General features: G+C 62.8%; 20 protein-coding genes and 1 tRNA gene. 11 read left to right on the top strand and 10 right to left on the bottom strand.

What is annotated here, in order from left to right; translation table 11 throughout:
• The first annotated feature begins 365 nt into the window (after window positions 1-365).
• From tauA to ssuD, 4 genes are all read left to right on the top strand, one after another.
• Window positions 366-1,364, top strand: a complete 999-nt coding sequence (gene tauA / locus JI748_RS12025) for a taurine ABC transporter substrate-binding protein (RefSeq protein ID WP_201630961.1) — start codon at window positions 366-368, stop codon at window positions 1,362-1,364.
• A gap of 90 nt (window positions 1,365-1,454) precedes the next feature.
• Window positions 1,455-2,237 (top strand): taurine ABC transporter ATP-binding protein, encoded by a 783-nt coding sequence (locus tag JI748_RS12020; RefSeq protein WP_201630953.1) that lies wholly within the window; start codon window positions 1,455-1,457, stop codon window positions 2,235-2,237.
• Window positions 2,234-3,070: an ABC transporter permease subunit gene (locus JI748_RS12015; protein WP_201630946.1), complete on the top strand. Its 837-nt coding sequence runs from the start codon at window positions 2,234-2,236 to the stop codon at window positions 3,068-3,070. Before JI748_RS12020 ends, JI748_RS12015 begins: the two co-directional genes overlap by 4 nt.
• A gap of 5 nt (window positions 3,071-3,075) precedes the next feature.
• Window positions 3,076-4,221, top strand: a complete 1,146-nt coding sequence (ssuD, locus tag JI748_RS12010; protein WP_201630944.1) for an FMNH2-dependent alkanesulfonate monooxygenase — start codon at window positions 3,076-3,078, stop codon at window positions 4,219-4,221.
• Here ssuD and JI748_RS12005 read toward each other — a convergent pair.
• Window positions 4,218-5,294 (bottom strand): alkene reductase, encoded by a 1,077-nt coding sequence (locus JI748_RS12005; protein WP_201630936.1) that lies wholly within the window; start codon window positions 5,292-5,294, stop codon window positions 4,218-4,220. The two genes, ssuD and JI748_RS12005, sit on opposite strands and share 4 nt — an antisense overlap.
• 96 nt (window positions 5,295-5,390) lie before the next feature.
• On the opposite strand from JI748_RS12005, the gene JI748_RS12000 reads away from it, so the two are divergent.
• On the top strand, window positions 5,391-5,837 hold the full coding sequence (locus JI748_RS12000; RefSeq protein WP_201630934.1) for an RrF2 family transcriptional regulator: 447 nt from the start codon (window positions 5,391-5,393) through the stop codon (window positions 5,835-5,837).
• Window position 5,838: 1 nt separating this feature from the next.
• On the opposite strand, the gene JI748_RS11995 is transcribed toward JI748_RS12000, so the two are convergent.
• Window positions 5,839-6,210 carry a DUF3088 domain-containing protein gene (locus tag JI748_RS11995; RefSeq protein WP_201637281.1) on the bottom strand — a complete coding sequence of 124 codons (372 nt, stop codon included), beginning with the start codon at window positions 6,208-6,210 and terminating at the stop codon, window positions 5,839-5,841.
• Window positions 6,211-6,417: 207 nt separating this feature from the next.
• Here JI748_RS11995 and JI748_RS11990 point away from each other — a divergent pair, with 207 nt between their 5' ends.
• Window positions 6,418-6,969 (top strand): flavin reductase family protein, encoded by a 552-nt coding sequence (locus tag JI748_RS11990; RefSeq protein ID WP_233280509.1) that lies wholly within the window; start codon window positions 6,418-6,420, stop codon window positions 6,967-6,969.
• A gap of 109 nt (window positions 6,970-7,078) precedes the next feature.
• Here JI748_RS11990 and JI748_RS11985 read toward each other — a convergent pair whose 3' ends face one another.
• The 6 genes from JI748_RS11985 to JI748_RS11960 all read right to left on the bottom strand — a co-directional run bounded on the left by JI748_RS11985 (window position 7,079) and on the right by JI748_RS11960 (window position 13,875).
• Window positions 7,079-8,002 carry an ABC transporter substrate-binding protein gene (locus tag JI748_RS11985; protein ID WP_201630932.1) on the bottom strand — a complete coding sequence of 308 codons (924 nt, stop codon included), beginning with the start codon at window positions 8,000-8,002 and terminating at the stop codon, window positions 7,079-7,081.
• Between the two features lie 67 nt (window positions 8,003-8,069).
• The gene (locus tag JI748_RS11980; protein ID WP_201630930.1) at window positions 8,070-9,008 is read right to left on the bottom strand and encodes an ABC transporter substrate-binding protein; all 939 of its coding nucleotides are present in this window, start codon (window positions 9,006-9,008) and stop codon (window positions 8,070-8,072) included.
• A gap of 91 nt (window positions 9,009-9,099) precedes the next feature.
• Complete coding sequence (locus tag JI748_RS17555) at window positions 9,100-10,875, bottom strand: amino acid ABC transporter permease/ATP-binding protein (protein WP_201630928.1); 1,776 nt, start codon at window positions 10,873-10,875, stop codon at window positions 9,100-9,102.
• 93 nt (window positions 10,876-10,968) lie between these two features.
• A complete protein-coding gene (locus tag JI748_RS11970; protein WP_201630926.1) occupies window positions 10,969-11,514 on the bottom strand; it encodes a GNAT family N-acetyltransferase in 546 nt (181 codons plus the stop codon).
• On the bottom strand, window positions 11,514-12,848 hold the full coding sequence (locus JI748_RS11965; RefSeq protein WP_201630924.1) for an LLM class flavin-dependent oxidoreductase: 1,335 nt from the start codon (window positions 12,846-12,848) through the stop codon (window positions 11,514-11,516). Before JI748_RS11965 ends, JI748_RS11970 begins: the two co-directional genes overlap by 1 nt.
• A 16-nt stretch (window positions 12,849-12,864) precedes the next feature.
• Entirely contained in the window at window positions 12,865-13,875 is a 1,011-nt protein-coding gene (locus tag JI748_RS11960) for an MsnO8 family LLM class oxidoreductase (RefSeq protein WP_201630922.1), read from the bottom strand.
• A 567-nt stretch (window positions 13,876-14,442) separates the two neighbouring features.
• Here JI748_RS11960 and JI748_RS11955 point away from each other — a divergent pair.
• Entirely contained in the window at window positions 14,443-15,798 is a 1,356-nt protein-coding gene (locus tag JI748_RS11955) for an FAD/NAD(P)-binding protein (protein WP_201630920.1), read from the top strand.
• Window positions 15,799-16,005: 207 nt separating this feature from the next.
• On the top strand, window positions 16,006-18,408 hold the full coding sequence (locus JI748_RS11950) for an ATP-binding protein (RefSeq protein WP_201630918.1): 2,403 nt from the start codon (window positions 16,006-16,008) through the stop codon (window positions 18,406-18,408).
• Window positions 18,409-18,616: 208 nt separating this feature from the next.
• Here JI748_RS11950 and JI748_RS11945 read toward each other — a convergent pair.
• Window positions 18,617-18,691: transfer RNA gene (locus tag JI748_RS11945), tRNA-Thr, on the bottom strand.
• A gap of 411 nt (window positions 18,692-19,102) precedes the next feature.
• On the opposite strand from JI748_RS11945, the gene murA reads away from it, so the two are divergent.
• Entirely contained in the window at window positions 19,103-20,395 is a 1,293-nt protein-coding gene (gene murA / locus JI748_RS11940; RefSeq protein ID WP_201630914.1) for a UDP-N-acetylglucosamine 1-carboxyvinyltransferase, read from the top strand.
• Between the two features lie 94 nt (window positions 20,396-20,489).
• Here murA and JI748_RS11935 read toward each other — a convergent pair whose 3' ends face one another.
• The gene (locus JI748_RS11935) at window positions 20,490-21,203 is read right to left on the bottom strand and encodes a DUF72 domain-containing protein (RefSeq protein ID WP_201630907.1); all 714 of its coding nucleotides are present in this window, start codon (window positions 21,201-21,203) and stop codon (window positions 20,490-20,492) included.
• A gap of 681 nt (window positions 21,204-21,884) precedes the next feature.
• On the opposite strand from JI748_RS11935, the gene JI748_RS11930 reads away from it, so the two are divergent.
• Together JI748_RS11930 and hisD are read left to right on the top strand one after the other, a co-directional pair.
• Window positions 21,885-22,310, top strand: a complete 426-nt coding sequence (locus JI748_RS11930) for a DUF2948 family protein (RefSeq protein ID WP_201630905.1) — start codon at window positions 21,885-21,887, stop codon at window positions 22,308-22,310.
• Window positions 22,311-22,314: 4 nt separating this feature from the next.
• Window positions 22,315-23,607 carry a histidinol dehydrogenase gene (gene hisD / locus JI748_RS11925; RefSeq protein WP_201630903.1) on the top strand — a complete coding sequence of 431 codons (1,293 nt, stop codon included), beginning with the start codon at window positions 22,315-22,317 and terminating at the stop codon, window positions 23,605-23,607.
• Window positions 23,608-23,614 lie beyond the last annotated feature (7 nt).

Here is a 23,614-nt window from a genome sequence, read left to right as displayed (position 1 = left end):
GAGGAGCCGTTTTCGGGTGCCGTTTTCAAACGCATAAAGCCCCACAGGCCCGTGACACAGCGTGGTTGCGCAAGAGCATCCTGCAGACGCTAAGAAGGCGTGACCGTAGGGCTAGCGTTCGGTTTCATCGCTGCAGTGCACATCTCGTTGCTGCTGTGGAACGGCGACGACACCTTCTACCGAGGCGAACGATTTTATCGCGGCGCTGATAAGGAGCCAAAAAGCATTTCCCTAAGCAAGAGAAGCAAGCGATGCAACTTACTCGATAAACTCAGTAGTCTAATCCACATTTGCATGGGCCGGTGATGATCACGCGGCGTCATCAAATGGGGCGGCAGCTCGGAAAGGGCTTGCCGGATAGCTGAATGAACATTGCGCGTAATCTCCTTAAAGTCATGCTGGCTAGCGTCGCCCTCACATCGCTGGGCACCGTCGCCGCCTCTGCCGTCGATCTGCGGATCGGCTGGCAGCCGATCGTGGAGCCGAGCCGCGTGCCGCAGGCCGATGGCACCTATGAGCAAGCCACCGGCGCGACCGTGACCTGGAACCGCTTCGAAGGTGGCGCCGACGTTGTCGCCGCCATTGCTTCGGGCTCCATCGACATCGGTTATGTCGGCTCGAGCCCGCTCACCGTTGCTGTCAGCCAGCAGCTGCCGATCGAGACCATTTTCGTCGTCGGCAACATCGCCGAAGCCGAAGCGCTGGCGGTCAAGGGCGTCACGACGCCTGAAGAACTCGCCGGCAAGAAGATCGCCACGCCGTTTGTGTCCACCGCCCATTACAGCCTGCTCACCGCGCTCAAGCACTGGGGCGTGGATGCCGGCAGCGTCGAAATCCTCAACCTTCGTCCGCCAGAAATCGCTGCTGCCTGGGAGCGCGGTGACATCGACGGCGCCTATGTCTGGGATCCCGTCCTGACCCAGATCAAGTCAACCGGCGGCACCGTCCTGGCCGACAGCGCCGATGTCGCAGAATGGGGCGGCCCGACCTTTGACGCCTGGATCGTCCGCAAGGAATATGCCGAAGCAAACCCGGACGTGGTCGAAGCCTTCGTCAAGGTGACGGGCGACGCCTATGCCGCCTATCTCGCAGATCCCGAAGCCTGGAACGCCGAGTCCGCTGAGGCCGGCAAGATCGCCGAGCTTTCCGGCGCCAATGCCGCCGACGTTCCGTTGCTGCTCAAGGGCTATGTGTTCCCCTCGCTCGAACAGCAGGCCAGTGCTGACTTCCTGGGCGGTGGCACCACCGAAGCCATCGCCGCAACCGCTGCCTTTCTTGTGGAGCAGGGCCGTATCTCGGCAGCTTTGCCGGATTATTCCGGTGCCGTGACCACCAAGTTCGTCGAAGCCGCCATCGGCCAATAAACACCGAGATCGGGTGCCCTCCTGTCGCCCGACCCGTGCGCTGCCGCCTTCCCTTGGGCGGCAGCGTTCCTATGTTTTTCGGAGCGTCCAATGTCCGAACTTCGCCTCAACGCCGTTTCCTTTGTCTATGAAGGCGCTCGAACCAACGTGCTCGATCGCGTCACCCTTGGCATCGGCAAGGGTGATTTTGTCGTCGTGCTTGGCCAATCGGGATCGGGCAAGACCAGTCTACTCAACCTCGCGGCGGGTTTCCTCGAGCCGAACCATGGCCGCATCATCCTTGATGGCAAGGATGTCACCGGCCCCTCGGCGGAGCGCGCCGTGGTCTTCCAGGATGATGCGCTATTTGCCTGGTCCAACGCGCGCGACAACGTCGCATTTCCGCTCAAACTTCGCGGCGTTTCGCGCGACGAACGCAATGCCAGCGCCGATGCGCTGCTCGCCGATGTCGGCCTCGGCGGTCAGGGCGACAAAAAAATCTGGGAGCTGTCCGGCGGCATGCGGCAGCGTGTGGGCATCGCGCGGGCGCTTGCGGCTGAGCCCGAATTCCTGCTGATGGACGAGCCCTTGGGCGCACTCGACGCCATGACCCGCGACCAGATGCAGGAGCTCCTGCTGACGGTTTGGAGCCGCTCGGGCACCGGCGCGCTGCTGATCACCCACTCGGTGGAAGAAGCCTTGTTCCTCGCGACGCGCGTCGTGGTTCTGGCTGCCAATCCCGGCCGCATCGCCTTGACGCAAGATTTCGAATTCGGTCGCCGCTTCCTTGCGGGCGAGAACGCCCGTGCCCTGAAATCCGAACCCGCCTTCGTTGCGGCGCGCGAAGAGCTGATCGCGGCCATCCATCGCCCGGACTACGAGGTGGCAGCATGACCGTGGCGACTGAAGCGGCTCCCCTCTCTCAGGCAGAACGCGACCGGGCCAAGACCCGCCGGTGGCGCAAGGCGCTGCCGGCCCTCGCAGGCCTGGGCGTCACCGCCTTCGTGATCGCGCTTTGGCATGTGGCCAGCACGTCCGGTTGGGTCTCGCCGGTCTTTCTACCGCCGCCGGCATCGATCCTTTCCGCCTTCCTCCGCCTATTTCACACCGGCTATGTCGACAGCACGCTGCTCCAGCATATCGGCGCGAGCCTTTGGCGCGTTTTTTCGGCCCTGTTCTTCTCGGTGCTTGTTGGCGTTCCGGCTGGCCTCCTGATCGCCACAAGTCCCACCGGTCGCGGCGTACTCGACCCGATCGTAGAGTTCCTGCGCCCGCTTCCGCCGCTCGCCTACCTGCCGCTGGTCATCATCTGGTTCGGCATCGGCGAAACCAGCAAGGTGCTGGTCATTGCTCTTTCAATGGCACCAGCCATCATCATTTCCACGGCCGCCGGCGTGCGCTCTGCCTCCAAAAGCCAGGTCAATGCCGCGCGGGCCTTTGGCGCGACACCGCTCCAGCTTTTGACCCATGTGCTTTTGCCCGCGGCAGTTCCCTCAATCCTGACCGGCATTCGCATTGCCCTTGGCGCCGGGTGGACCACTTTGGTGGCGGCCGAACTCGTCGCCGCAGGCCGGGGGCTTGGCTACATGATCCAGTCGGCCGCGCAGTTCCTCGTCACCGATGTCGTCATCGCCGGCATCCTCGTTATTTCGGCCATAGCCTTTGCCTTCGAAGCGTTGCTGCGCTTCATCGAGCGCCGCTATGTGCCCTGGTCCCGCAATCAGTGAGCGCCATGAGCAAACCACTCGACTTCTTCTGGTTCATCCCCACCCATGGCGATGGCCGCTACCTTGGCTCGGGCGATGGCGAGCGGCAGCCCGATTTCCGCTATTTCAAGCAGATCGCCCAGGCAGCCGACCAGTTGGGCTACGAAGGCGTGCTACTGCCGACCGGCCAGAACTGCGAAGAGTCCTGGATTACCGCCACGGGTCTCGCCACTGTCACCGAGCGGCTTAAATACCTCGTTGCCCTGCGTCCCGGCGTCACCCTGCCGACCTTTGCCGCCCGTCAGGCCGCCGCGCTCGACCGGCTGAGCAATGGTCGCCTGCTGCTCAACGTCGTGGTTGGTGGCAATCCGGTGGAGCTTGCCGGGGACGGCGTGTTCCTGCCCCACGGCGAACGCTATGAACAGGCGGCCGAATTCCTCACCATCTTCCGCCGCCTCCTGTCCGGCGAAACTGTTGATTTTCACGGCAAGCATTATCGTGTCGAAGGCGGTCGCCTCGACCAGCGCGCAGTCCAGCAATCCCACCCGCCGATCTATCTCGGCGGCTCTTCCGATGCCGGGCAGGAGCTCGCGGCCGAACAGATCGACACCTATCTCACCTGGGGTGAGCCGGTGGCCCAGGTTGCCGAAAAGGTCGCTGCCGCGCAGGCCAAGGCGACAGCACGGGGCCGCAAGCTGCGCTTCGGCATTCGGCTCCACTTCATCGTGCGCGAGACCGAGGAAGAAGCGTGGCGCGAAGCCGATCGGCTGATCAGCAAGGTGTCCGATAGCCAAATCGCGGCAGCGCAAGCCCGCTTCACCCAGCAGATGGACAGCGTCGGCCAGCGTCGCATGGCCGACCTCCATGGCGGCGATCGCAACAAGCTCCTCGTCGCACCCAACCTTTGGGCCGGTGTCGGCCTCGTTCGCAATGGCGCCGGCACGGCGCTGGTGGGAACGCCAGACCAAGTCGCCGAGCGCCTGCGCGAATACCAAGAGGCCGGCATCGATCTCGTCATCGGCTCCGGCTATCCGCATCTCGAGGAAAGCTATCGCGTCGCCGAACTGTTGTTCCCGGCGCTGGGTCTGGGCAACAAGAAGCAGACCCTTGTCGAAACCGTCAGCAACGAGTTCTCCGTCGGCTTCCACGGCAAGGAGCAAATCCGGGTTTAGCCTTGCGCGAAGGGATAGTCGGTGTAGCCCGCCTCGCCCGAAGTGTAAAATGTCGCTTTGTCGGGTTCGTTGAGCGCGGCCCCGCTGAGGAAGCGCTGCGGCAGGTCCGGATTGGCGAGAAAGCTTTCTCCGAAAGCGACGAGATCGGCACGGCCGGTCTCGATAGCGGCGTTGCCGGTCGCTAAACCGAATTTCCCGGCGAGGATCAGAGGCCCGGTGAAGTTGGCGCGGATCGCTCCGGCGACGTAAGGTACGCCCTCGGGTTGCACGGGCGGCTCCACCACATGCAGATAGGCTGGTGCCCTGGCACTTAGCAGTTGGGCAATGGCAGTGAAATGGGCCACTGGATCGCTGTCGCCCATGCCTTGAAATGTGTTGGTCGGGGACACTCGCACGCCGATCTGCGAGCGTGGCCAGACCTGACTGACAGCATCGAAGATTTCGAGCAGGAACCGAGCGCGGTTGGCGGCGGACCCGCCATAATGGTCAATCCGTTGGTTGCTCGCATCGCGAAGAAATTGGTCGATCAGATAGCCATTGGCCCCATGGAGTTCGACCCCGTCAAACTCTGCCTCCTGCGCCAGCGCGGCGGCCAGAGCGTACTGTTGCACCAGGGTTGCGATGTCGGTGGTATCAAGTTCGGCCGGCGTCTCGTACGGCACTGGGCCTTTTGCCGTATAGATCTGCCCCGAAGCGGCGATCGCCGATGGCGCGATAACCCTGCCACCGGGTTCCAGTTGGCTTGCATGAGCCGCCCGACCCATATGGGAAAGCTGCGCAAAAATGCGGCCACCGGCCTCATGCACTGCCCGCGTCACCAGGAGCCAGGCATCGCGCTGCTTCTCATTGAACAGCCCGGGCCGGGTGGGACCTTGAAGACCGCTTAAGGGGTCGACCTCGATGGACTCGCTGATGATGAGCCCGGCACTGGCGCGCTGCGCATAATACTGCGCCATCAACGCCGTCGGCAGCTTCCCATACGCAGCGCGGCGACGGGTCATGGGGGCCATCACCACGCGGTTCGGGAAGTTGAGGGCGCCGATTGAAAAGGACGTGAGCAGTGGAGCGATCATGGCGTTGTCGGTCTGGGGGTCTTGTCGGGATTTTTGGGAAACATTATAACTGGGCGCGCCCGCCGGCTTGTCCGGTCGTCTACCGGATCGTCAGCAGTGCTCACCAAAAAAGGCAAATATGGATTGAAAGCCTTGTCGGCTTTGTCGCGGGCGCCGCATGGGCAACTGATGGGTATCGCGCAGCTGGCCGAGGCAAACAACATACCCAAAAAATTTCTCGATGCCATTCTTGCGGAGCTGCGCAATGCCGGTTTCGTGCGCAGCCGCAAAGGCAAGCTGGGCGGTTATGGCCTGGCAAAACCTGCCGAGGAGATCATGATTGGGCATGTGGTCCGCGTCCTTGATGGCCCGCTGGCGCCGATCCCTTGCGCTAGCCGCACGCGCTATCATCCCTGCCACGATTGCGATGTCGAAACCTGTCAGGTTCGCCACCTTATGCTCGAGGTGCGAAATGCCATTGCCGACGTGCTCGACAAGACCAGCCTGACGCAGATGGCCGCCATGGGTAGCGAAGAGCAGCTCGCGCAGGCTTTGTCGGCCTGAGCTAGGCAACTTTGGCTGCCGCCGGCGGAGCCGGGCGGAAAAGGTTTGGAAAGCCGTGCCGCTCGGCGAGCAGTTCGAGGATGCGGCCAGTGTCCGCTACAAAACTAAGTTCGGCGAAGTGCTTGGCGTCGGCCGGCGCGTCTTCTCCGAAGATGAGCAGGGGCAGCGCCTGATTGTGCTCGCCGACCAGCGCCACCACTTGCTGGCGGGGACGGGCGAAGGGCGCGCGGGTAATTTCGAGATTGCGAGCGCGATCGGGGAAGCTGGCCAAAAGGCCCTCGACCTGGTTGCAGAACGGACAAACAAAGGGGCCGTCCTCGCGGTCAGCGGCATTAAAGCCTGGTTCAATCAGGAAAAGCCTATCCTTGGCCATCATCTGCTCCGCTCGCCTGGACGCCTTGTGCGTCTCCTCATGGGGGAGAGAGTAAACCATGTTCATCATTAGTCTACAAAGATGATAGACGTAAATTTCATTTCGTTCGGCGGTCGTGAGAAACTGTACTCTTCGGTGATCTCCCGCGCTGGGGCAAGGGGCGCTAGCCTTGCGCTATAAGCTGCTTTCTCTTTGCGGAGTACCCCCGTGTCGATTGTCGATTTTGCCAGCTATCTTCCGGTTCTGGAGCCTCAAGTGGACGTGGCCGAGTTCAAGGACGCCATGCGAAACCTGGCAGGTGCGGTCAGCGTCATCACCGTGGGCACTGGTGAAAATCGTACCGGCTTCACGGCCACGTCAGTTTCGTCCTTCTCCGTCGAACCACCTACGATCCTGGTAAGCCTTAATCGCGATTCATCATCCTGGCCTGCCTTGCGCGATGCCAAATCCTTCGCGGTCAACATCCTGGCCGACAGCCAGTCTGCCGTTGCCGACCGCTTCGCCGGTCGCGGCGGCATCAAGGGAAATGACCGATATGTGGGCTCGGAGTGGAACCGCCTCGATAGCGGCACGCTGGGATTGAAGTCGGCTGTGGCGGTAATTGAGTGTGAACTCGATGAAGCGATCGAGCGGCATAGCCATGCCATCGTGCTCGGCCGCGTACGGTCGGTGGAACTCACGGCAGGTCAGGAGCCGCTGCTTTATTGGCGCGGGCAGTATCAGCAGTTGCTGCCCAACCGGGACCCGTTCATCAACTAAGTTTATCATCTAACAGCAAGAGGCCCGCACCTCCCAAAGATGTGCGGGCCTTTTCGTCTCTGCATGCTGGTAGGGGAGGCCGGTTCATGGTCGAACCGGCCTCGTTCGATCAGCTCTTGGGCAGACCCGGTGGATTGGTGCGGGATTGTTCGACGGCTTCAGCTGACACATTCCAGCGCTCAAGCGTTTGGGCATAGAGCCCGCTTTCGATCAGCCCGTTGAGGGCGATGGTCACGGCTTCGGCCAGGCCGGCGTCCTTGCGTGTTGTCACCGCGATCTCAGCCGTGACCGGCCAGCCGCCACTCTGTACGCCCACAAGGCGCGTTTGCCCGGTCGTTGCCGCAGCGTAGGCGAGCGTCGGATTAGGATTGAACTGTACGTCGGCGCGGCCGGACTGGATTGCCAGCTGCGCGGCAGCCGGATCGTCGTAATACTGCACTTCGATCGGTGCGAGCCCGGCTGCGATATTCTGGCGATCCCATTCGAGGATGATCTTTTCCTGGTTGGTGCCAGCGCCGGTGATGACCCTGAGCCCTGCAACATCCTCGGGCTCGTTGATTGCCTGGATCTCGCTGTCGCTGCGAACGTAAAACCCGACAACGTCCTGACGGTAGCTCGAGAAATCGAACTTTTCTTTGCGCTCCTCGGTGACCGTGACGTTGGAAATTACCGCATCGTATTTGCCCGACGAGACACCCAGCGGCCAATCCGGCCACGCGGTGGGCACGAGGTTGACCTTGAGCCCCAGCGAGTCGGCGATCAAGGAGGCGATGTCCGGATCAACGCCAATGACGGTCTGCGAGTCCGAGGCGTAGGTGGCAATCGGCGGATCGAACGGCGTCACCGCAACGGTGAACTTGCCGTCTTCGACGAACTGGTAATCTGCGCCGATAGCGTCGATTGCCTCCTGGTTAGGTTCTGCCTTGAGCCGCCCTGGCTGCTCGGGCGAGAGGTCGAACTCAACGGCAAAGCTGGCACTGGCAAGTGTCGCCACGGCAATGCCCGCCAGAAGGGTCTTGAGATGAAGGGTCATGATCGTTCCTTTGCGCATGCTGGGAGGACAGCCCGGTGCCGCGCCCGCACCAGGATATGTTGGCGGCTCAGGCCTTCGGCTTGGGCAAGCCCGGCGGATTGGTTTGCGACTGCTCGACACCTTCGGGCACGAGGTTCCACTGTTCGAGCAGTTCGGCATAGGTGCCGGTTTCGATCAGGTTGTTGATGGCAGCAGTAATCGGCTCGGCCAGCCCGCTATCCTTGCGGGTGGTGACGCCTACCTCGGCTGGATTGGGCCAGCCCGAACTTAGCGTTCCGACAAGCTTGGTGTCGCCGGTCAGCAGCGCGTGGTAGGCCTGCGGCGCATTGGGGTTGAACTGCACGTCGGCGCGGCCGGACTGGATGGCGAGCGAGGCTGCGGCGTCGTCGTCGTAATACTGGATCTCGACCGGAGCGAGCCCGGCTTCCTGGTTGAGGCGATCCCATTCGAGCGTGATGCGCTCCTGGTTGGTGCCCGAAGCGGTAATGACACGGAGGCCCGCGATGTCGGCCGGCTCGTCAATCGCCTCGATGGCGCTGTCCGCCTTGACGTACCAGCCGTGAACGCCCTTGCGATAGGTCGAGAAGTCGTACTTCTCCTTGCGCTCCTCGGTGACGCCGACATTGGAGATCACCGCGTCATACTTGCCGGCGGTGAGGCCCAGTGGCCAGTCGATCCAGGCGATAGGCACGATCTCCACCGGCACGCCGAGCACTTCGCCTACCAGCCGCCCGATATCGGCATCGAAGCCGACCACTGTCTTGCTATCGGTGGCATAGGTCGCGACCGGCGGGGCACCAGGGGCGATGGCGACGCTGAGAACGCCGTCCTTGGCGTAGTCGTAATCGCCCGGCAGCAGCGCCGCGAGCGCTTCGACCTTTTCGGCATGCAGCCGATTGGCTGGTTCGGGGCTGAGATCGAACGCCTGGGCCAGGACCGAAGCTGGCACTGCAGTGAGCAGCAGCGCGGTAGTGGAGGTGAGAAGGAGAGTGCGTCTATCGGACATTGTTGCGACCAGTTTGCGGAGGGTGAAGGGACGTGCGCCATCCTGCCGCTGACCGGCATGGTCTTGAGGAGAATGGCGCGAGTAGGGAGGTCTAGAGAACCTTGGCTAGGAACTCTCTGGTGCGGTGATGCGTCGGCGCGCTAAACAATCGCTCCGGCGCCGCGATTTCTAGAATGCGGCCGGCTTCCATGAAGACGATCCGGTCGGCGACTTCGCGGGCAAAGCCGATTTCGTGCGTGACGATCACCAGCGTTGTGCCGGATTTCGCCAGTTCCTTGATCACGTCGAGGACTTCGCCGACGAGTTCGGGATCGAGCGCCGAGGTCGGCTCATCGAACAGCAGCACCTTGGGACGGAGCGCCAGGGCGCGGGCGATGGCAACGCGCTGCTGCTGGCCACCAGACAGATGACGCGGATAAACATCGGCCTTGTCGGCCAGGCCGACGCGGGCAAGCAGGTCACGACCGGAAGCAAGGGCTTGTTCGCGTGGGACGCCGGCCACCGAGATCGGCGCCTCGACCACGTTTTCCAGCGCCGTAAGGTGCGGGAAGAGGTTGAAGTTCTGGAACACCATGCCGACACCCGCACGGCGGCGGCGGATGGCCGGTTCTTTCAGCTCATACAGTGCATCGCCGCGCCGTTCGTAGCCGATCAGTTCGCTGTCGATGGCAACGAGGCCGGTGTTCACGCGCTCGAGGTGATTGATCGTGCGCAGCAGCGTCGACTTGCCGGCGCCAGACGGGCCGATAATGGCAACCACTTCGCCCGACCCGACAGTGAGGTCGATATCGTCCAGCACCTTGAGGGTGCCGAAGCTCTTGTTGACGCCGTGGATCGCCACTTCGCCGCCGATGCGGCCGCTTTCGAAGCCCGCCAGGGGCTTGCGGTCGGCAACGACAGAGACCGGCGCTGCGGATGCGACTTCCGGTGCCTTGCGGCTGATGATCCGGAACAGCTTGTCCACCAGCGGCGGTAGGGCTTCGCGACGAGCGCCGCGGGAATAATACTGCTCGATGAGGTATTGGAAGGCTGACAGCACGACCATGATGATGAGGTACCAAACGGTCGCCACCATCAGCAGCGGAATGACTTCGAGGTTTCGCCGATAAATCACCTGCACGGTGTAGAAGAGCTCGGGCAGCGCCAGGACGTAGACAATGGACGTCGCCTTGGCGAGACCGATGATCTCGTTGAAGCCCGAAGGCAGGATGGCGCGCATGGCCTGCGGCAGGACGATGTGGACCGCCTGGCGCCAGCGGCTGAGGCCAAGCGCGGCGGCTGCCTCATGCTGGCCCTGGTCGACGGACAGGATGCCGCCACGGATGATCTCGGAGGAGAACGCCGCCTGGTTGAGGCTGAGGCCGATAACGGCGACGGCAAAAGGGCTCAGCGTCTGGACTGTGTCGAACTGCGCCCACATAATCTCGGTGAACGGCACGCCAAGATTGATCGTGGCGTAAAGATACCCGAGGTTGTTGAGTACCAGCAGCAGCACGATCAGTGGGATCGATCGCAAGAGCCAGATGTAGCCCCAGGACAGCGTCGAGAGCAGGGGCGACTTGGAGACGCGGGCAAAGGCCAGGAGGCCGCCAAGGATAAAGCCGATCACTGCCGAAACCGCGGTTAGCTGCAGCGTCCGACCAAGACCAGCGAGCACCGGCTCGGAAAAGAAGTATTCCGCAAAGACCGACCATCCCCAGCGCTCATTGGTGAAAACCGAATGAAGCGAGATGAGAATGATCGCGGCGGCGAGGACGGTCCCCGCCACGCGCCAGGGGTGGCGCGCTGGCACAATGCGCAGACGCTGCAAGTCTCGCGAGCTGGTTCGCGGAGCCGTCTCGAGACCGATATCGGTAACCGAAGCCATGTTGCACCTTTAATCTACTATATTTGTAGATATTAGTAGGACGAAGGCGCCGGAGAGAAGTGACGCCGTTGCAAGTTTAAGGGTCGCCGGAAACTATTTGCCCGCGGCGGCGGATCGTGGCGCATCACCATTTTCGTTGGCAAACAGCGCTCCGACAGGAAGCAGACGCTTTTCGAACGCCAGAATCTGTACCGTTTCGGGCTCGGCATCGAGGTCGAACAGCGGCGAGTAACCCGCGCGCAAGTAAAGCTCGCGCGCCTCTGGCTGACGGAAGCCGGTGGTGAGATAGACCTTTCGGTAGTTCTGACGGAGCGCTTGGGCCTCGAGCTCGGCCAGCACCCTTCGCGCCAGACCCTGGCGGCGATGATCGCGATCGGTCCACATCCGCTTGAGCTCTGCGGTATGTTCGTCGTAGCGCATGAAGGCGCCGCCAGCGATCGGCCGCTCACCGCGCAGAAGGAGCACGAAGGCGCCATCAGGCGCGCTGAAGCGCTCTGGCGGATAGCGATTCATTTCCTGGCTGGCGCCACCTTTCTCGAAGTAGTCGCCGTATCGTGTGTGATACTCATCGGTCAGTTGCTCGACCAGCGGCACGGCGACTGGGTCGGTCGGAAGCGTATAAAGGAAACGGTCGCTCATCAGCCGGCTGCCTTTTCCTCGGCCAGCGCATAGCGGCTTTCGCGAAACGGCAGACCAAGGTGATCGCGCAGGGTGGTGCCGATCTGATCGCGGTTGTGGCGTCCGCGCCGTTCAAGAATGGGCAAGACGTGCTGGTCGAAGTCCTCCCAGCCTTGCGCCGAGACTGGGAAGCCGAGCACGAAGCCGTCGGCGGCGCCGGTGTCTACCCACTCCTCGAGCTTGTCCGCGATCTTTTCCGGGGTGCCGTGGAATTCGCTGCGCGGGGTGGTCTGCTCCAGGGCCACTTCCCGCAAGGACTGGCCGAGTTGTTTGGCTCTTGCCTTGATCTTGTCGGTGCCGGACTGGAAATTATTGCAGCCGATATCTCCGAGTTCAGGGAACGGCGCATCCAGATCGTACTGGCTGAAATCGTGGTGATCAAAGAACCGGCCTAGATAATGAAGCGCCTCGGTGACGTTCACGAGGCCGGCGATCTCCAGATACTTGCGTTCCGCTTCCTCTTCCGTGGACCCCACGATGATGCCGACGCCGGGCAGCACCTTGATTGCATCGGCGCCGCGGCCATGAGCGATGGCGCTTTGCTTGAGCTTTTGCGTCAGCTCGCGATTTTCCGCGATGCTTGTCGAGGCGGCGAACACCGCATCAGCATGGCGTCCCGCAAGTTCGACGCCTGCCGGGGATCCGCCCGCCTGGAACAACACGGTCTGCCCTTGCGGCGAACGCTGGATATTTAGCGGACCCTCGGCCGAGTGGAACTTGCCCTTGAAGTTGAGCCGATGCAGCTTTTCAAAATCAGCGAAACGTCCGCTGGTGCGGTCGCGCACAAAGGCATCATCGTCCCAGCTGTCCCACAGACCCTTGACGATCTCGATGTGCTCGCCGGCGATCTCATAACGCAGGGCGTGATCAGGGTGCTGGATGCGGCCATAGTTCTTGGCAGAGCCTTCGAGCGGTGAGGTGACGGCGTTCCAGCCAGCGCGACCATTGCTCAACAGGTCGATGGAGCCGAACTGGCGCGCCACGGTGAAAGGGTCGCTATAAGACGTGGAGAGAGTCCCCACGAGGCCGATCGTGCTGGTGGTTGCGGCCAGGGCTGACAGCAGCGCGATGGGCTCGAAGCGGTTGAGGAAGTGCGGGATCGACTGCTCATTGATGTAGAGCCCGTCCGCCACAAAGGCGAAGGCAATGCCGGCGGCTTCTGCCTTCCTGGTCTGCTCGAGCAGAAATTGGAAGTTGACCGAGGCGTCGGCCGGGCCGCTTGGATGCTTCCAGGCGTTCATGTGGCCACCGGGGCCATGCAGCATAAGGCCGAACGGGATACGGGACTTGGTCATGGCATGTCTCCAGAAATCAGGCGGAAAGAGCTTGGGGTGCGGCAGCGGCGTCGCGCGCCGATGCGATCAGGCCGATGGCAACGAGGCGGCTGTCGCCGGGATTGAACAGATCGAGGATGAATTCCTCGATGCCGAACTGGCGGGCCAGCCTGTCCGTGGCGGCGATGATGTCGTGGCCGTCGCCGGCAAGCACATTGGCCTTGCGCTTTTCGATGGTGTAATCGACGGCGCCCGCTTGGCGGGCATATTCGGCCGCTTGCGCCTCGCTGCCCACCGTAACGCTCTGGCCGCCGGGGATGGTGACGCGGAACGGGGTAAAGCCAGAGGCAGTCTCGCGCGCTTTGCCGCCGTCCGGATCGACGATGGCTGCCAGGGCAACAATCGGGGTGCGGTGAACGAGGTTTCGATAAGTCGAGATCGCAGAGGCGAGCACGACATCGTCGCCATTGAGGTGCCGTGCGAAAACAAATTGCCAGCCAAGTTCAGCGGCTAGCTGCGCGCTTTCAACGCTGGCGCCCAGCAGGAACCGCTCGCTCTGCGTGTGCGGGGCAGGGGTAGCGGCCAGCCCTTCAACCCGCTCGGCCGAACCGGCGCCGAGATAGGCGTCGAACTCGCGCAGCTGCTGGGCAAAGTCCGGGTGGCGATCAGGATCGCGCCCTGCCTGCAGCGCCCTGGTCGAGAGCGGCAATCCACCCGGTGCCTTGCCGATGCCCACATCGATCCGCCCAGGGGCTAGGCTTTCCAGTAGATTGAAGTTCTCGGCGATCTTATAGGGGCTGTAATGCTGCAGCATGACGCCACCGGAGCCGAGGCGGATGGTGCTGGTCGCGGTGGCGAGCGCCGCGATCAGGATCTCGGGCGAAGAACTCGCAAGTTCGGCTGTGTTATGGTGTTCGGCCACCCAAAAACGAGTATAGCCCAGCGCCTCGGCCTGCTGCGCATAAGCGATGGTGCGGCGCAGGGCCGTGTATGCGGTCTCACCTTTTCCGATGGGGCTCTTGTCGAGCAGGCTGAGGCGATAAGACATGGCGGCTCCCGTCAAAACAGGTCACCACCATAAGTCTACAAACTTAGTAGATAAACAGCTCGGGAGCTTCCGAACCCCAAAATGGCAATGCTATTTCCCGCCGAAGCGCCGGCGCGATGTGCAACTTCTCCGGTTTTTCGAACAGGTGAAAGAAAGAGGCTGCCGCACGTCCTTTGCAAGGATTTGCCATTCTGGGTGCAAGATGGAAGCGTGCTCAGGGCTTTTCTCGAGCTTTTGGCGCCGGTGCTAAAACAATTTTCTCTACCGGCCCGCGAGAACAGGACAGGCTGGCGCGCCAATCACGATCAAGGTGATAGAGTTAGGCTAAACCGACACGGGAGATGAGACCATGTTACATTTCTTTGGCATTCTGACCTCCAGAATTGGTACGCGCAGCGCAGCAGCGAGCGAACAAGGAACGACCCATCTCGCTAGCAGGCTGCCTAGTTATTCCTTTGGGGCGGTGCCAATGTCGCGTGCCGAACAGGACGCCTGCTCTCGCAACGGCAAGGAACCGGTATTGGCTGCCGCGTCCGTTTTGACCAGCAACTGCAGCCGGTGACACCCATGAACAGCGTGCACGCGAAACCCTCGGTTACGATCATCGGTGGGGGCGCCAGCGGCGTGCTGCTGGCCGCTCACTTGTTACGTGATCCCGAGACCGACATCCGCGTGACGCTGATCGAGCGGCGCGGCGAGTTCGGGCAGGGCCTTGCCTATTCTGCCAGCCAGCGCGATCACAAGGTCAATGTGCCGGCCCGCGGTATGAGTGCCTTTGCCGATGATCCGGAGCATTTCTGGCGCTGGTTGCAGCAGCGGGGCTATCCTTCAGCGCACGGCTCCTGGGTCTTCGTGCCGCGTCGGCTCTATGGCGCTTACCTCGCTCATGTGCTGAGCGAAGCCGGCAAGTCCAGGCTGGGTCGCTTGCGCGTCCTTTCCGAAGAAGTCATGGCGGTGAGGGAAAGCAAGGCCGGCATCGAAACCATGCTCGCCAATGGCACCAGCATCGTCAGCCGTCATGCCGTGCTTGCCGTCGGTCACGAAACGCAGCCGGCGCGCAGCCGGGGTATTGCCGTCCGCGTCGGCTCGGAGCGCGATACGCCGCTGCAGTCAGATGCGGCGGTTATGATCCTCGGATCAGGCCTCAGCATGGTGGACGCCTGGCTCTCGCTGGCGGATGCCGAGCACCGAGGTCCGATCACGGTGGTGTCGCGCAACGGTCTCTTGCCCAAGGGTCATCGCGACGTGCCCCCGATCAGCATCGATTCCGCCGACGTGCCCTTCGGCACCAGCCTGCCGTACTTCATGCGGTGGTTTCGTGATCTGGTGCGCGAAACCGAGGCGCATGGCGGCGATTGGCGCAGCGTGGTCGATGGCTTGCGCCCCTATAATCAGCGTATCTGGCAGAACTGGCCTGCCCACACCAAGCGGCAGTTCCTTCGGCATCTGCGCCCTTGGTGGAACATTCACCGTCACCGGTTGCCGCCCGAACTGCACGATCGGCTGGTTCGCGCCGTTGCAAAGGGACAGGTGCATCTGGTTGCCGCTGAATTCGTCGGGGTCGATCGGGTTGAAGGTCAGGTCCGCGCTCAGATCCGCCGTCGCGGATCAAGCACGCGCGAAACGCTTGAGGTGGCCCGCGTTTATGATTGTGGCGGGGTGAGCGTCGATGTGATGTCCAGTTCCAATCCGGTGATCCGCGACCTTGTTGCAAACGGCCGCGCCAGAGCCGATGCGCTCCATATCGGCCTTGATGTCGACGAGCACTGCGCCATCGTCGACAAGGACGGCAAATCCACGGACCGCCTTTTGGTAGTTGGGCCGCTGACCCGGGGCCGCTTTTTCGAGATCGAAGCCATCCCTGACATACGGGTGCAGGCTGCCACCTTAGCAACGGGGATCTTGTCGCAAGGCCACTGGTAGCAGCTTGAGCACCTGCTCCATTTCGCGCTACTGACAAAACCCAGCCCAATCACAAAGAACAGCACCGGGCGACGGGTACAACCCTTGAACAAAACCCACAACGCCACACGAACCATTGCGACCGAAATCCTCGAAAGAGACTGGTCGGCAACAGCGTTTGGTCCTTTCGAAACTTGGCCAACGTCGCTTCGCACGATGGTCTCGTTCATGCTCGACGCAGACACACCGGTTTGGCTTGCCTGGGGCCCGGAGCTGACGCTGCTCTATAATGACGCCTATCGCCCCCTGCTCGGCGACAAGCCGCCTGCCTTGGGCCGGCCGCTCAGGGAGGTTTGGGGAGAGGTCTGGGACACCGTCGGCCCGCTGATTGACCAGACGCTGTCCGGCCGTGGCGTCGTGGTCGACAATGCCGGTCTCCGCGTCGACCGCGGCCACGGCCTTGAAGATGCATGGTTCAGCTTTTCGTATACGCCGCTGCGCGACCGAGAAAAGGTCGCGGGCCTCATCTGCCTCGTGACCGAAACCACCGAGCAGGCGCTGACTAGGCGTTCCGAGCAATTCCTGAGCCGCCTCGAAGAAGACCTGCGCACGCTGGCAGATCCGGCCGAGATCATCCAGGTCTCGCAGCGCTCGCTTGGCCAGCACCTTGAGGCCAACAGGGTTGGCTACGGGTCGGTTGATGTGACCGAACGCTTCTTTACCACGGAGAACAACTGGACCGACGGGCTGATCGAAAGCTTCAACGGTACCCATGACCTGGCTGGCTTCGGTCCCGAAATCCACGGCGCGCTCAAGCGGGGCGAGCCGCTCGTGGTCGATGATGTTTATAACGATCCTCGTATCGCGGATGACGCCAGCAAAGCCGCCTTTGCCTATCTGCAGACATCCTCCGCCTTGACCGCAAGCCTCGTCAAGAATGGCCGCATGATCGCAGCCTTCTACATCCATTGCCGCGATGTGCGGAAATGGACGCAGGCCGAGACCAAGCTCATCCAAGATGTCGCCGAGCGCACCTGGTCAGCGCTGGAGCGCGCTCACGCACAAAATGCGCTCGAACGCGCCAATCGGGAGCTCGAGCAGCGGGTCGAGACCAAGACGCGTGACCACGATCGGTTGTGGAAGATTTCCCAGGAACTGATGCTTGTGGCCGATCACGAAGGCCGCATCACCTCGGTCAATCCTTCGGCAACGCGCATCCTGGGATACGATCCCGAGCACCTGACCGGGCGATTGCTGACCGATTTCATCCACCCCGATGATCTTGCTTCTACCGAGCAGGAAATTCGGCGCCTTTCGGAGGGCCTCAGCACCCTGGCCTTCGAGAATCGCTACCGGCATGAAGACGGCACTTATCGTGTCCTCAACTGGACGGCCGTTCCCTTCGAAAATCACATCCACGCCGTGGGCCGCGACGTGACGGCCGAGCGGGAAGCTGGGCAAGCGCTGCGCCAGACGGAAGAGGCGCTTCGCCAGGCGCAGAAGATGGAGGCCGTGGGCCAGCTCACGGGCGGCATCGCCCACGATTTCAACAACATCATCGCGGGCATCACGGGCAGCCTCGAACTGATGTCCAAGCGCCTGGCGCAGGGACGCGTTGCGGAGATCGAGCGCCACATCATCGGTGCCACCGGTGCCGCCAACCGCGCGGCCAATCTCACGCAGCGGCTACTGGCCTTCTCCCGCCGCCAAACGCTCGAACCCAAGCCGACCCGCCTGTCCGCCCTGATCGCGGGCATGCTGGAACTGATCCAGCGCAGCGTAGGGCCGGAGATTGAGGTCAAGACAGTCGAGGAGGACGATCTCTGGACGACCTTCCTCGATATTGGACAACTCGAAAACGCCCTGCTCAACCTCTGCATCAATGCGCGTGACGCCATGCCCGATGGCGGCACCATCACCATCCGGTCAGCCAATACGCGTTTCGATGCTTCTGAGGCTCGACAGCATGGCCTGGGCGCCGGAGACTATGTATCCCTGTGCGTCGAAGACACCGGCGTCGGCATGCCGCCAGAGGTGGTACAGCGGGCCTTCGAGCCATTTTATACCACCAAGTCCATGGGGCAGGGTACCGGGCTAGGCCTTTCCATGGTCTACGGCTTTGCCGGGCAATCGGGCGGCGCCGTCAACATCCGGTCCAAGGTTGGCGAAGGCACGGTAATCTGCCTTTACCTGCCGCGCCATCAGGGTCAGTCGCTCGCGGACGATGCAGAAAATGCTGCGTCCGAGGCCATCTTACCCAAGGGCAAGGAAACGGTCCTAGTCGTCGATGACGAGCCGCTGGTCCGCATGGTCGTCGTCGAAGCGCTGGAAGACCTCGGCTATTCGATCCTCGAAGCTGGGGATGGCGCCTCGGCCCTCAAGGTGCTCGAGTCCGATGCTGTGATCGATCTCCTGGTGACCGATATCGGCCTGCCCGGCGGCATGAATGGCCGCCAGCTCGCTGCCGCCGCCAGGCAGGTCTGGCCGGTTCTCAAGGTCCTGTTCATCACCGGTTATGCCGAGAACGCCGTTCTCAATCACGATAACCTGGAGCCGGGCATGCAGGTCTTGCCCAAGCCCTTCCAGATGCACACCCTGGCTCAACGGGTGCAGGACCTATTAGCCCGGTGAAGCGGCAGCATCGATAGTCTACATCAGACAAACCTGCCTAGCCGCCGCCTTCTGCCTTGCTTGACTGCAGCCAGGGGCTCGGGTTCGGACGAGGACGTCGTGGCACCGCTGAAACTACAGAGACCAACGGATCTAACGTCTCACCGCAGAACTCAGTCTCAGCGTCGTTGGTCAACAAGATCAGGAAGTTGTTTTCTATCAGAGAAACTGGTGCTGCCGGACAGGATTGAACTGTCGGCCTCTCCCTTACCAAGGGAGTGCTCTACCACTGAGCTACGGCAGCATCGTGTCGGCTGATGCGGGCAGGGCCCTGCGGCGACGGGGGCTCCTTTGCCATAGGGTCCGGCTCGACGCAAGCGCAAAAAGGGCATATTACCCAGCCATCGACTCGATCACCGGCAAACCATGGGCAAATCGGAACAGGCGGAGCTGCGCGAGCAAAGATTGGCCGCAAAGCTGCGTGAGAACTTGAGGCGCCGCAAGGATCAGGCCAAGGCACGTGCCCTCGGGGACGATGCCGGTGGTCCCGAGCCGGACCCCGGAACGGACACGGACAATAAACCATAAACCATTTCCGGCGAACATCGCGTTTCACCGTCATGAGAACGGCTGGTCTGGCCTACGCGGCAACGAAGACCTCGCCTTGCCTCCCCAGGGAACGGGCCCCAAGGGCCCATTATGAGGACTTCACTTTATGGATCGTATTCGTTTGGTCGGTGGCAATGAGCTCGTGGGCGAAATCCCGATCTCGGGCGCCAAGAATGCCGCTCTGCCGCTGATGATCGCTTCGCTTCTGACCGAAGAGCCGCTGGTGCTGCAAAACGTGCCGCGCCTTGCCGACGTCAAGCAGCTCGAGCGCATCCTCGAAAACCACGGTGTCGACATCTCCGTCCAGGGCCGCCGCCGCGGCGAGGACGATGTGGTCGGCCAGCGCATGACCTTTCATGCCGCCGACATCGTCGACACCACCGCGCCCTATGAGCTCGTATCCAAGATGCGCGCCAGCTTCTGGGTCATCGGGCCGCTCCTGGCCCGTTGCCACGAGGCCCGCGTGTCGCTGCCCGGCGGCTGCGCCATCGGCACCCGCCCGGTCGATCTTTTCCTTTACGGCCTCAAGGAACTCGGCGCCGAAATCGACATCGACGACGGCTATGTGGTCGCCCGCGCGCCCCAGGGCGGCCTTGTCGGCGCGACCGTCAACTTCCCCAAGGTCTCGGTCGGCGCCACGCACACTATTCTGATGGCCGCGACCCTCGCCAAGGGCACGACCGTCATCGAGAATGCTGCCCAGGAACCCGAAATTACCAATGTCGCCGAATGTCTTGTCGCCATGGGCGCCAAGATTTCGGGTATCGGCACCAGGACGCTGACCATCGAGGGCGTCGAGCGTCTGCATGGCGCGACCGTCGACGTCATCCCCGACCGCATCGAAACCGGCACTTTCGCCATGGCCGCGGCCATGACCGGCGGCGACGTGCTGCTCAAGGGTGCGCGGCCCGAACACCTCCAGGCTGCGCTCGATATCCTGGCCCAGACCGGCGCCGAGCTCACAACCGAAGCCAATGGCCTGCGCGTTCGCCGCAACGGCTCCGGCATCAAGCCGGTCGACGTCGATACCGACCCGTTCCCGGGCTTTCCGACCGATCTTCAGGCCCAGTTCATGGCGCTGATGACCATGAGCCAGGGCACCAGCAACATCCGCGAGACCATTTTCGAGAACCGCTACATGCATGTGGCCGAACTCGCCCGTTTCGGCGCCGACATCGCCGTTCATGGCCAGCTCGCCACGGTCCATGGCCGCTCCCAGCTCAAAGGCGCCCAGGTCATGGCCACCGACCTGCGCGCTTCGGTCTCGCTGGTCATCGCCGGTCTCGCCGCCAAGGGCGAAACCGTGGTCAACCGCATCTATCACCTCGATCGCGGCTTCGAACGCCTTGAGGAAAAGCTCAGCCGCTGCGGCGCCGAGATCGAACGGCTAGCGGGCTGAGAGCCGTCCCATGGGGGCCGATCACGCCGGTGGCGTGATCGGAGGCGAGCAGGCCATGAGAGCTATGCTCGAATGGCGGGAGTTTTGTGCGTCGCTAGCGCGGCGCACCGACCATCTCGCGCAACCGCACGGCGTCGCGAAGCGCAGCACCCGATGCGGTATTGTCGAAGATGCACCAGACCGGTTCCGGCGCTGCCGTGATCAGCCCGGCATAATGCCGCAGCGCCTCATCCGAATAGGCCGAATAGTAGATCTTCGGCGATCCATGCAGCCGCAGATAGCGCGCATGCTTTGCCGCCGCAGCCAGCTCCTCCTTTTGCGGATCCGCCAGCACGCGCCCGACACCGACATCGGCCAACAACGCATCGACCTCCGCCCCCACCCAGCTCACATGCCGCGGTTCGAGATATACCGGCACGCTCGTCTGTCGCCTAACGGCCTCAAGGAAGGGACGCGCGACCAACGGGTCGAACTCCAGCTTTGGCGGCAACTGCACCAAAACCGCACCGAGCTTTTCTCCTAGAGGCGCGACATCCTCAAAGAACAGGGCAATGTCGTCTTCCGCCCCGACCAACGCCTTTTCATGCGTCACGGTCCGGATCAGCTTCACCGAAAACCGAAACCCCTCCGGCACCGTATCGTGCCACCGCTGCCATGTGCTGCGCCGGTGCTGCCGGTAAAAGCTTGAATTGACCTCCACGACCGAAAGCACCGAGGCATAGCGCTCCAGCGCGCTGCCCTCCTGCGCAAAACTCGGCAGCGCCCGCTCCACGCTCCAGCCTGCTGTTCCGATCAGGTTTGTGATCATGCCGGCTTAATCATCGTCAAGCCAAGGTGTTCCCCTCTCTCGGAAGTGGCCCCTCTCCCGTAAGCGGGAGAAACAGTCACCCCCTTCCGAGCGCCGCTAGGCTCGTCCCTCGCCAAGCTCTGCTTGCCTTCCCCTCTGAGGGGGAAGGTGACACCGAGCGTTGTGCACTCCCCCGCCAAGCCCACTGCACATACCCTCCCCCTCAGAGGGGAGGGTACCAGAGCTAGGCCGGCACGGCCGTAGCGGCGGTAGGGAGGGGGTGCCTAATGCTTCCACATCCTCGATCTATCCCCCTTATCCCCACCCCCAATCCCCTGTGCCATTCTCACCCTCATCCCCGCCACACACGCGGTGCCGACGAAGCGCCGGGTGGGGAGACGGGTCGCCCGGGGTCGCCCGGGGTCGCCTGGGCGAGTGCGTGGATGCCGACGCTGGCCACCGTTCTTGAGTGGTCCACCCGAGGCGTGCGCAAAAATCCCGATCGTGCGAAGCGGCTTTCGCCTCTTCACTAAACCTTACTTCGAGGCGAAAGCCGCTTCTCACCGTGCAACCGCGATGCCTCCGGCCGGGCGGCGCTTCCGCATGTCCCTGCACACCCCGCATTGCCCCCACCCCTACAACCTTGTAGATGCAAACGTCGACGCCGACATAAGCACATCTTTAGTCCAACAAGGCCTTCCCATGACTGATCTCAAGCTGATCGCGCTTGATGCCGAAGACCTCGAAGTCGTGTCCGCCCATGTGCAGGACGCCGTGATCCGCACCACTGACATGGGCTATGCCAAGGCCGACCGCCGCTTTGCCCTTCTCATGAACCGCTTCGATTGGACCTCCGACGAGGGTCGCGGCAAGGGCCTGCGCAAACGCGCCGCGCTGCACTTCGATGGCGTCACCGATGTCAAATATGCCGGCTTCGACCCATCGGCGCCCGAGGGTGTCCTCGAACTCCTCGCCATCCATTTCGAACCCACCGACGCGCCTTCCGGCATTGTCGAGCTTCGCCTTGCCGGCGGCGGCACCGTTCGTCTCGATGTCGAATATCTCGAAGCCCGCCTCGCCGATCTCGGCGCCGCCTGGGCTGCCGCCGCCAAGCCCAAGCACGACTAGATCCATGCCCCTTCGTCTCGATAGCATAGAGCCCGATTTCGAAACCCGCTTCACCGACCTGCTCGGCGCCAAGCGAGAATCGAGCCAGGACGTCAACGACACCGTGGCCACGATCATTGCCGATGTGCGCCGCCGCGGCGACGAGGCGGTAGTCGAGCTGACCAACCGCTTCGACCGCGCCGATGTCACGGCCCAAACCCTACGCTTCACCGCCGGCGAAATCGCCAGTGCCGCCGCCCAGGTTCCTGCAAATGTTCGCGCGGCGCTGCAAACGGCGCATGACCGCATCCGCTCGCATCACCAAAAGCAAAAGCCCGAAGACCACGTCTATACCGACGCTCTCGGCGTCACCCTCGGCTCTCGCTGGACCGCCGTCGATGCGGTCGGCATCTACGTCCCCGGCGGCCTTGCCTCCTATCCTTCCTCGGTGCTCATGAACGCTGTGCCCGCCCATGTCGCCGGCGTCAGCCGCATCGCCATGGTCGTGCCCACGCCCAATGGCGAGATCAACCCGGCCATCCTCGCCGCGGCGCAGATCGCCGGCATCACCGAAATCTACCGCATCGGCGGCGCCCAGGCCGTCGCGGCTCTTGCCTATGGCACCGCCACCATTCCGCGCGTCGATAAGGTCACCGGCCCCGGCAATGCCTATGTCGCCACCGCCAAGCGCCAGGTCTTCGGCCAGGTCGGCATCGATATGATCGCCGGGCCCTCCGAAGTCTTGGTCATCGCCGATGGCTCGGCCAACCCCGCCTGGGTTGCCGCCGATCTCATCGCCCAGGCCGAGCATGGGGCAGGGGCCCAGTCCATTCTTGTCACCACCGACGCCCGCCTCGCCGACGCGGTGGAAAGGGAAGTCGATCGCCAGCTCACCCTCCTGCCCAAGGGCGACATGGCCCGCGAGGGCTGGGACGAACTTGGCGCCATCATCACCGTCGCCTCGCTCGACGAGGCCGCCGGCATTGCCAACCGTATCGCGTCCGAACATGTCGAACTGGCGCTCGACGACCCCCAGGCGCTGCTCCCCGCCATCCGCCATGCCGGCGCGATCTTTCTTGGCCACCACACGCCCGAAGCCATCGGCGATTACGTCGGCGGCTCCAATCACGTCCTGCCCACGGCCCGCTCCGCCCGTTTCGCCTCGGGCCTTGGCGTCCTCGATTTCATGAAGCGCACCTCGATCCTGGGCTGCACCCCGTCCTCGCTTTCGGCACTCGCCGAACCGGCCGTGACCATTGCCGGCGTCGAAGATCTCGACGGCCATGGGCGTTCCATTTCCATCCGGCTCAACCATTGAGCATCTC

The sequence above is a fragment of the Devosia rhizoryzae genome, from assembly GCF_016698665.1.
GTDB classification, from domain to species: domain Bacteria; phylum Pseudomonadota; class Alphaproteobacteria; order Rhizobiales; family Devosiaceae; genus Devosia; species Devosia rhizoryzae.
The sequence above is the reverse complement of the archived record's forward strand: the minus strand, read 5'-3'. Positions and strand labels throughout refer to the sequence as shown.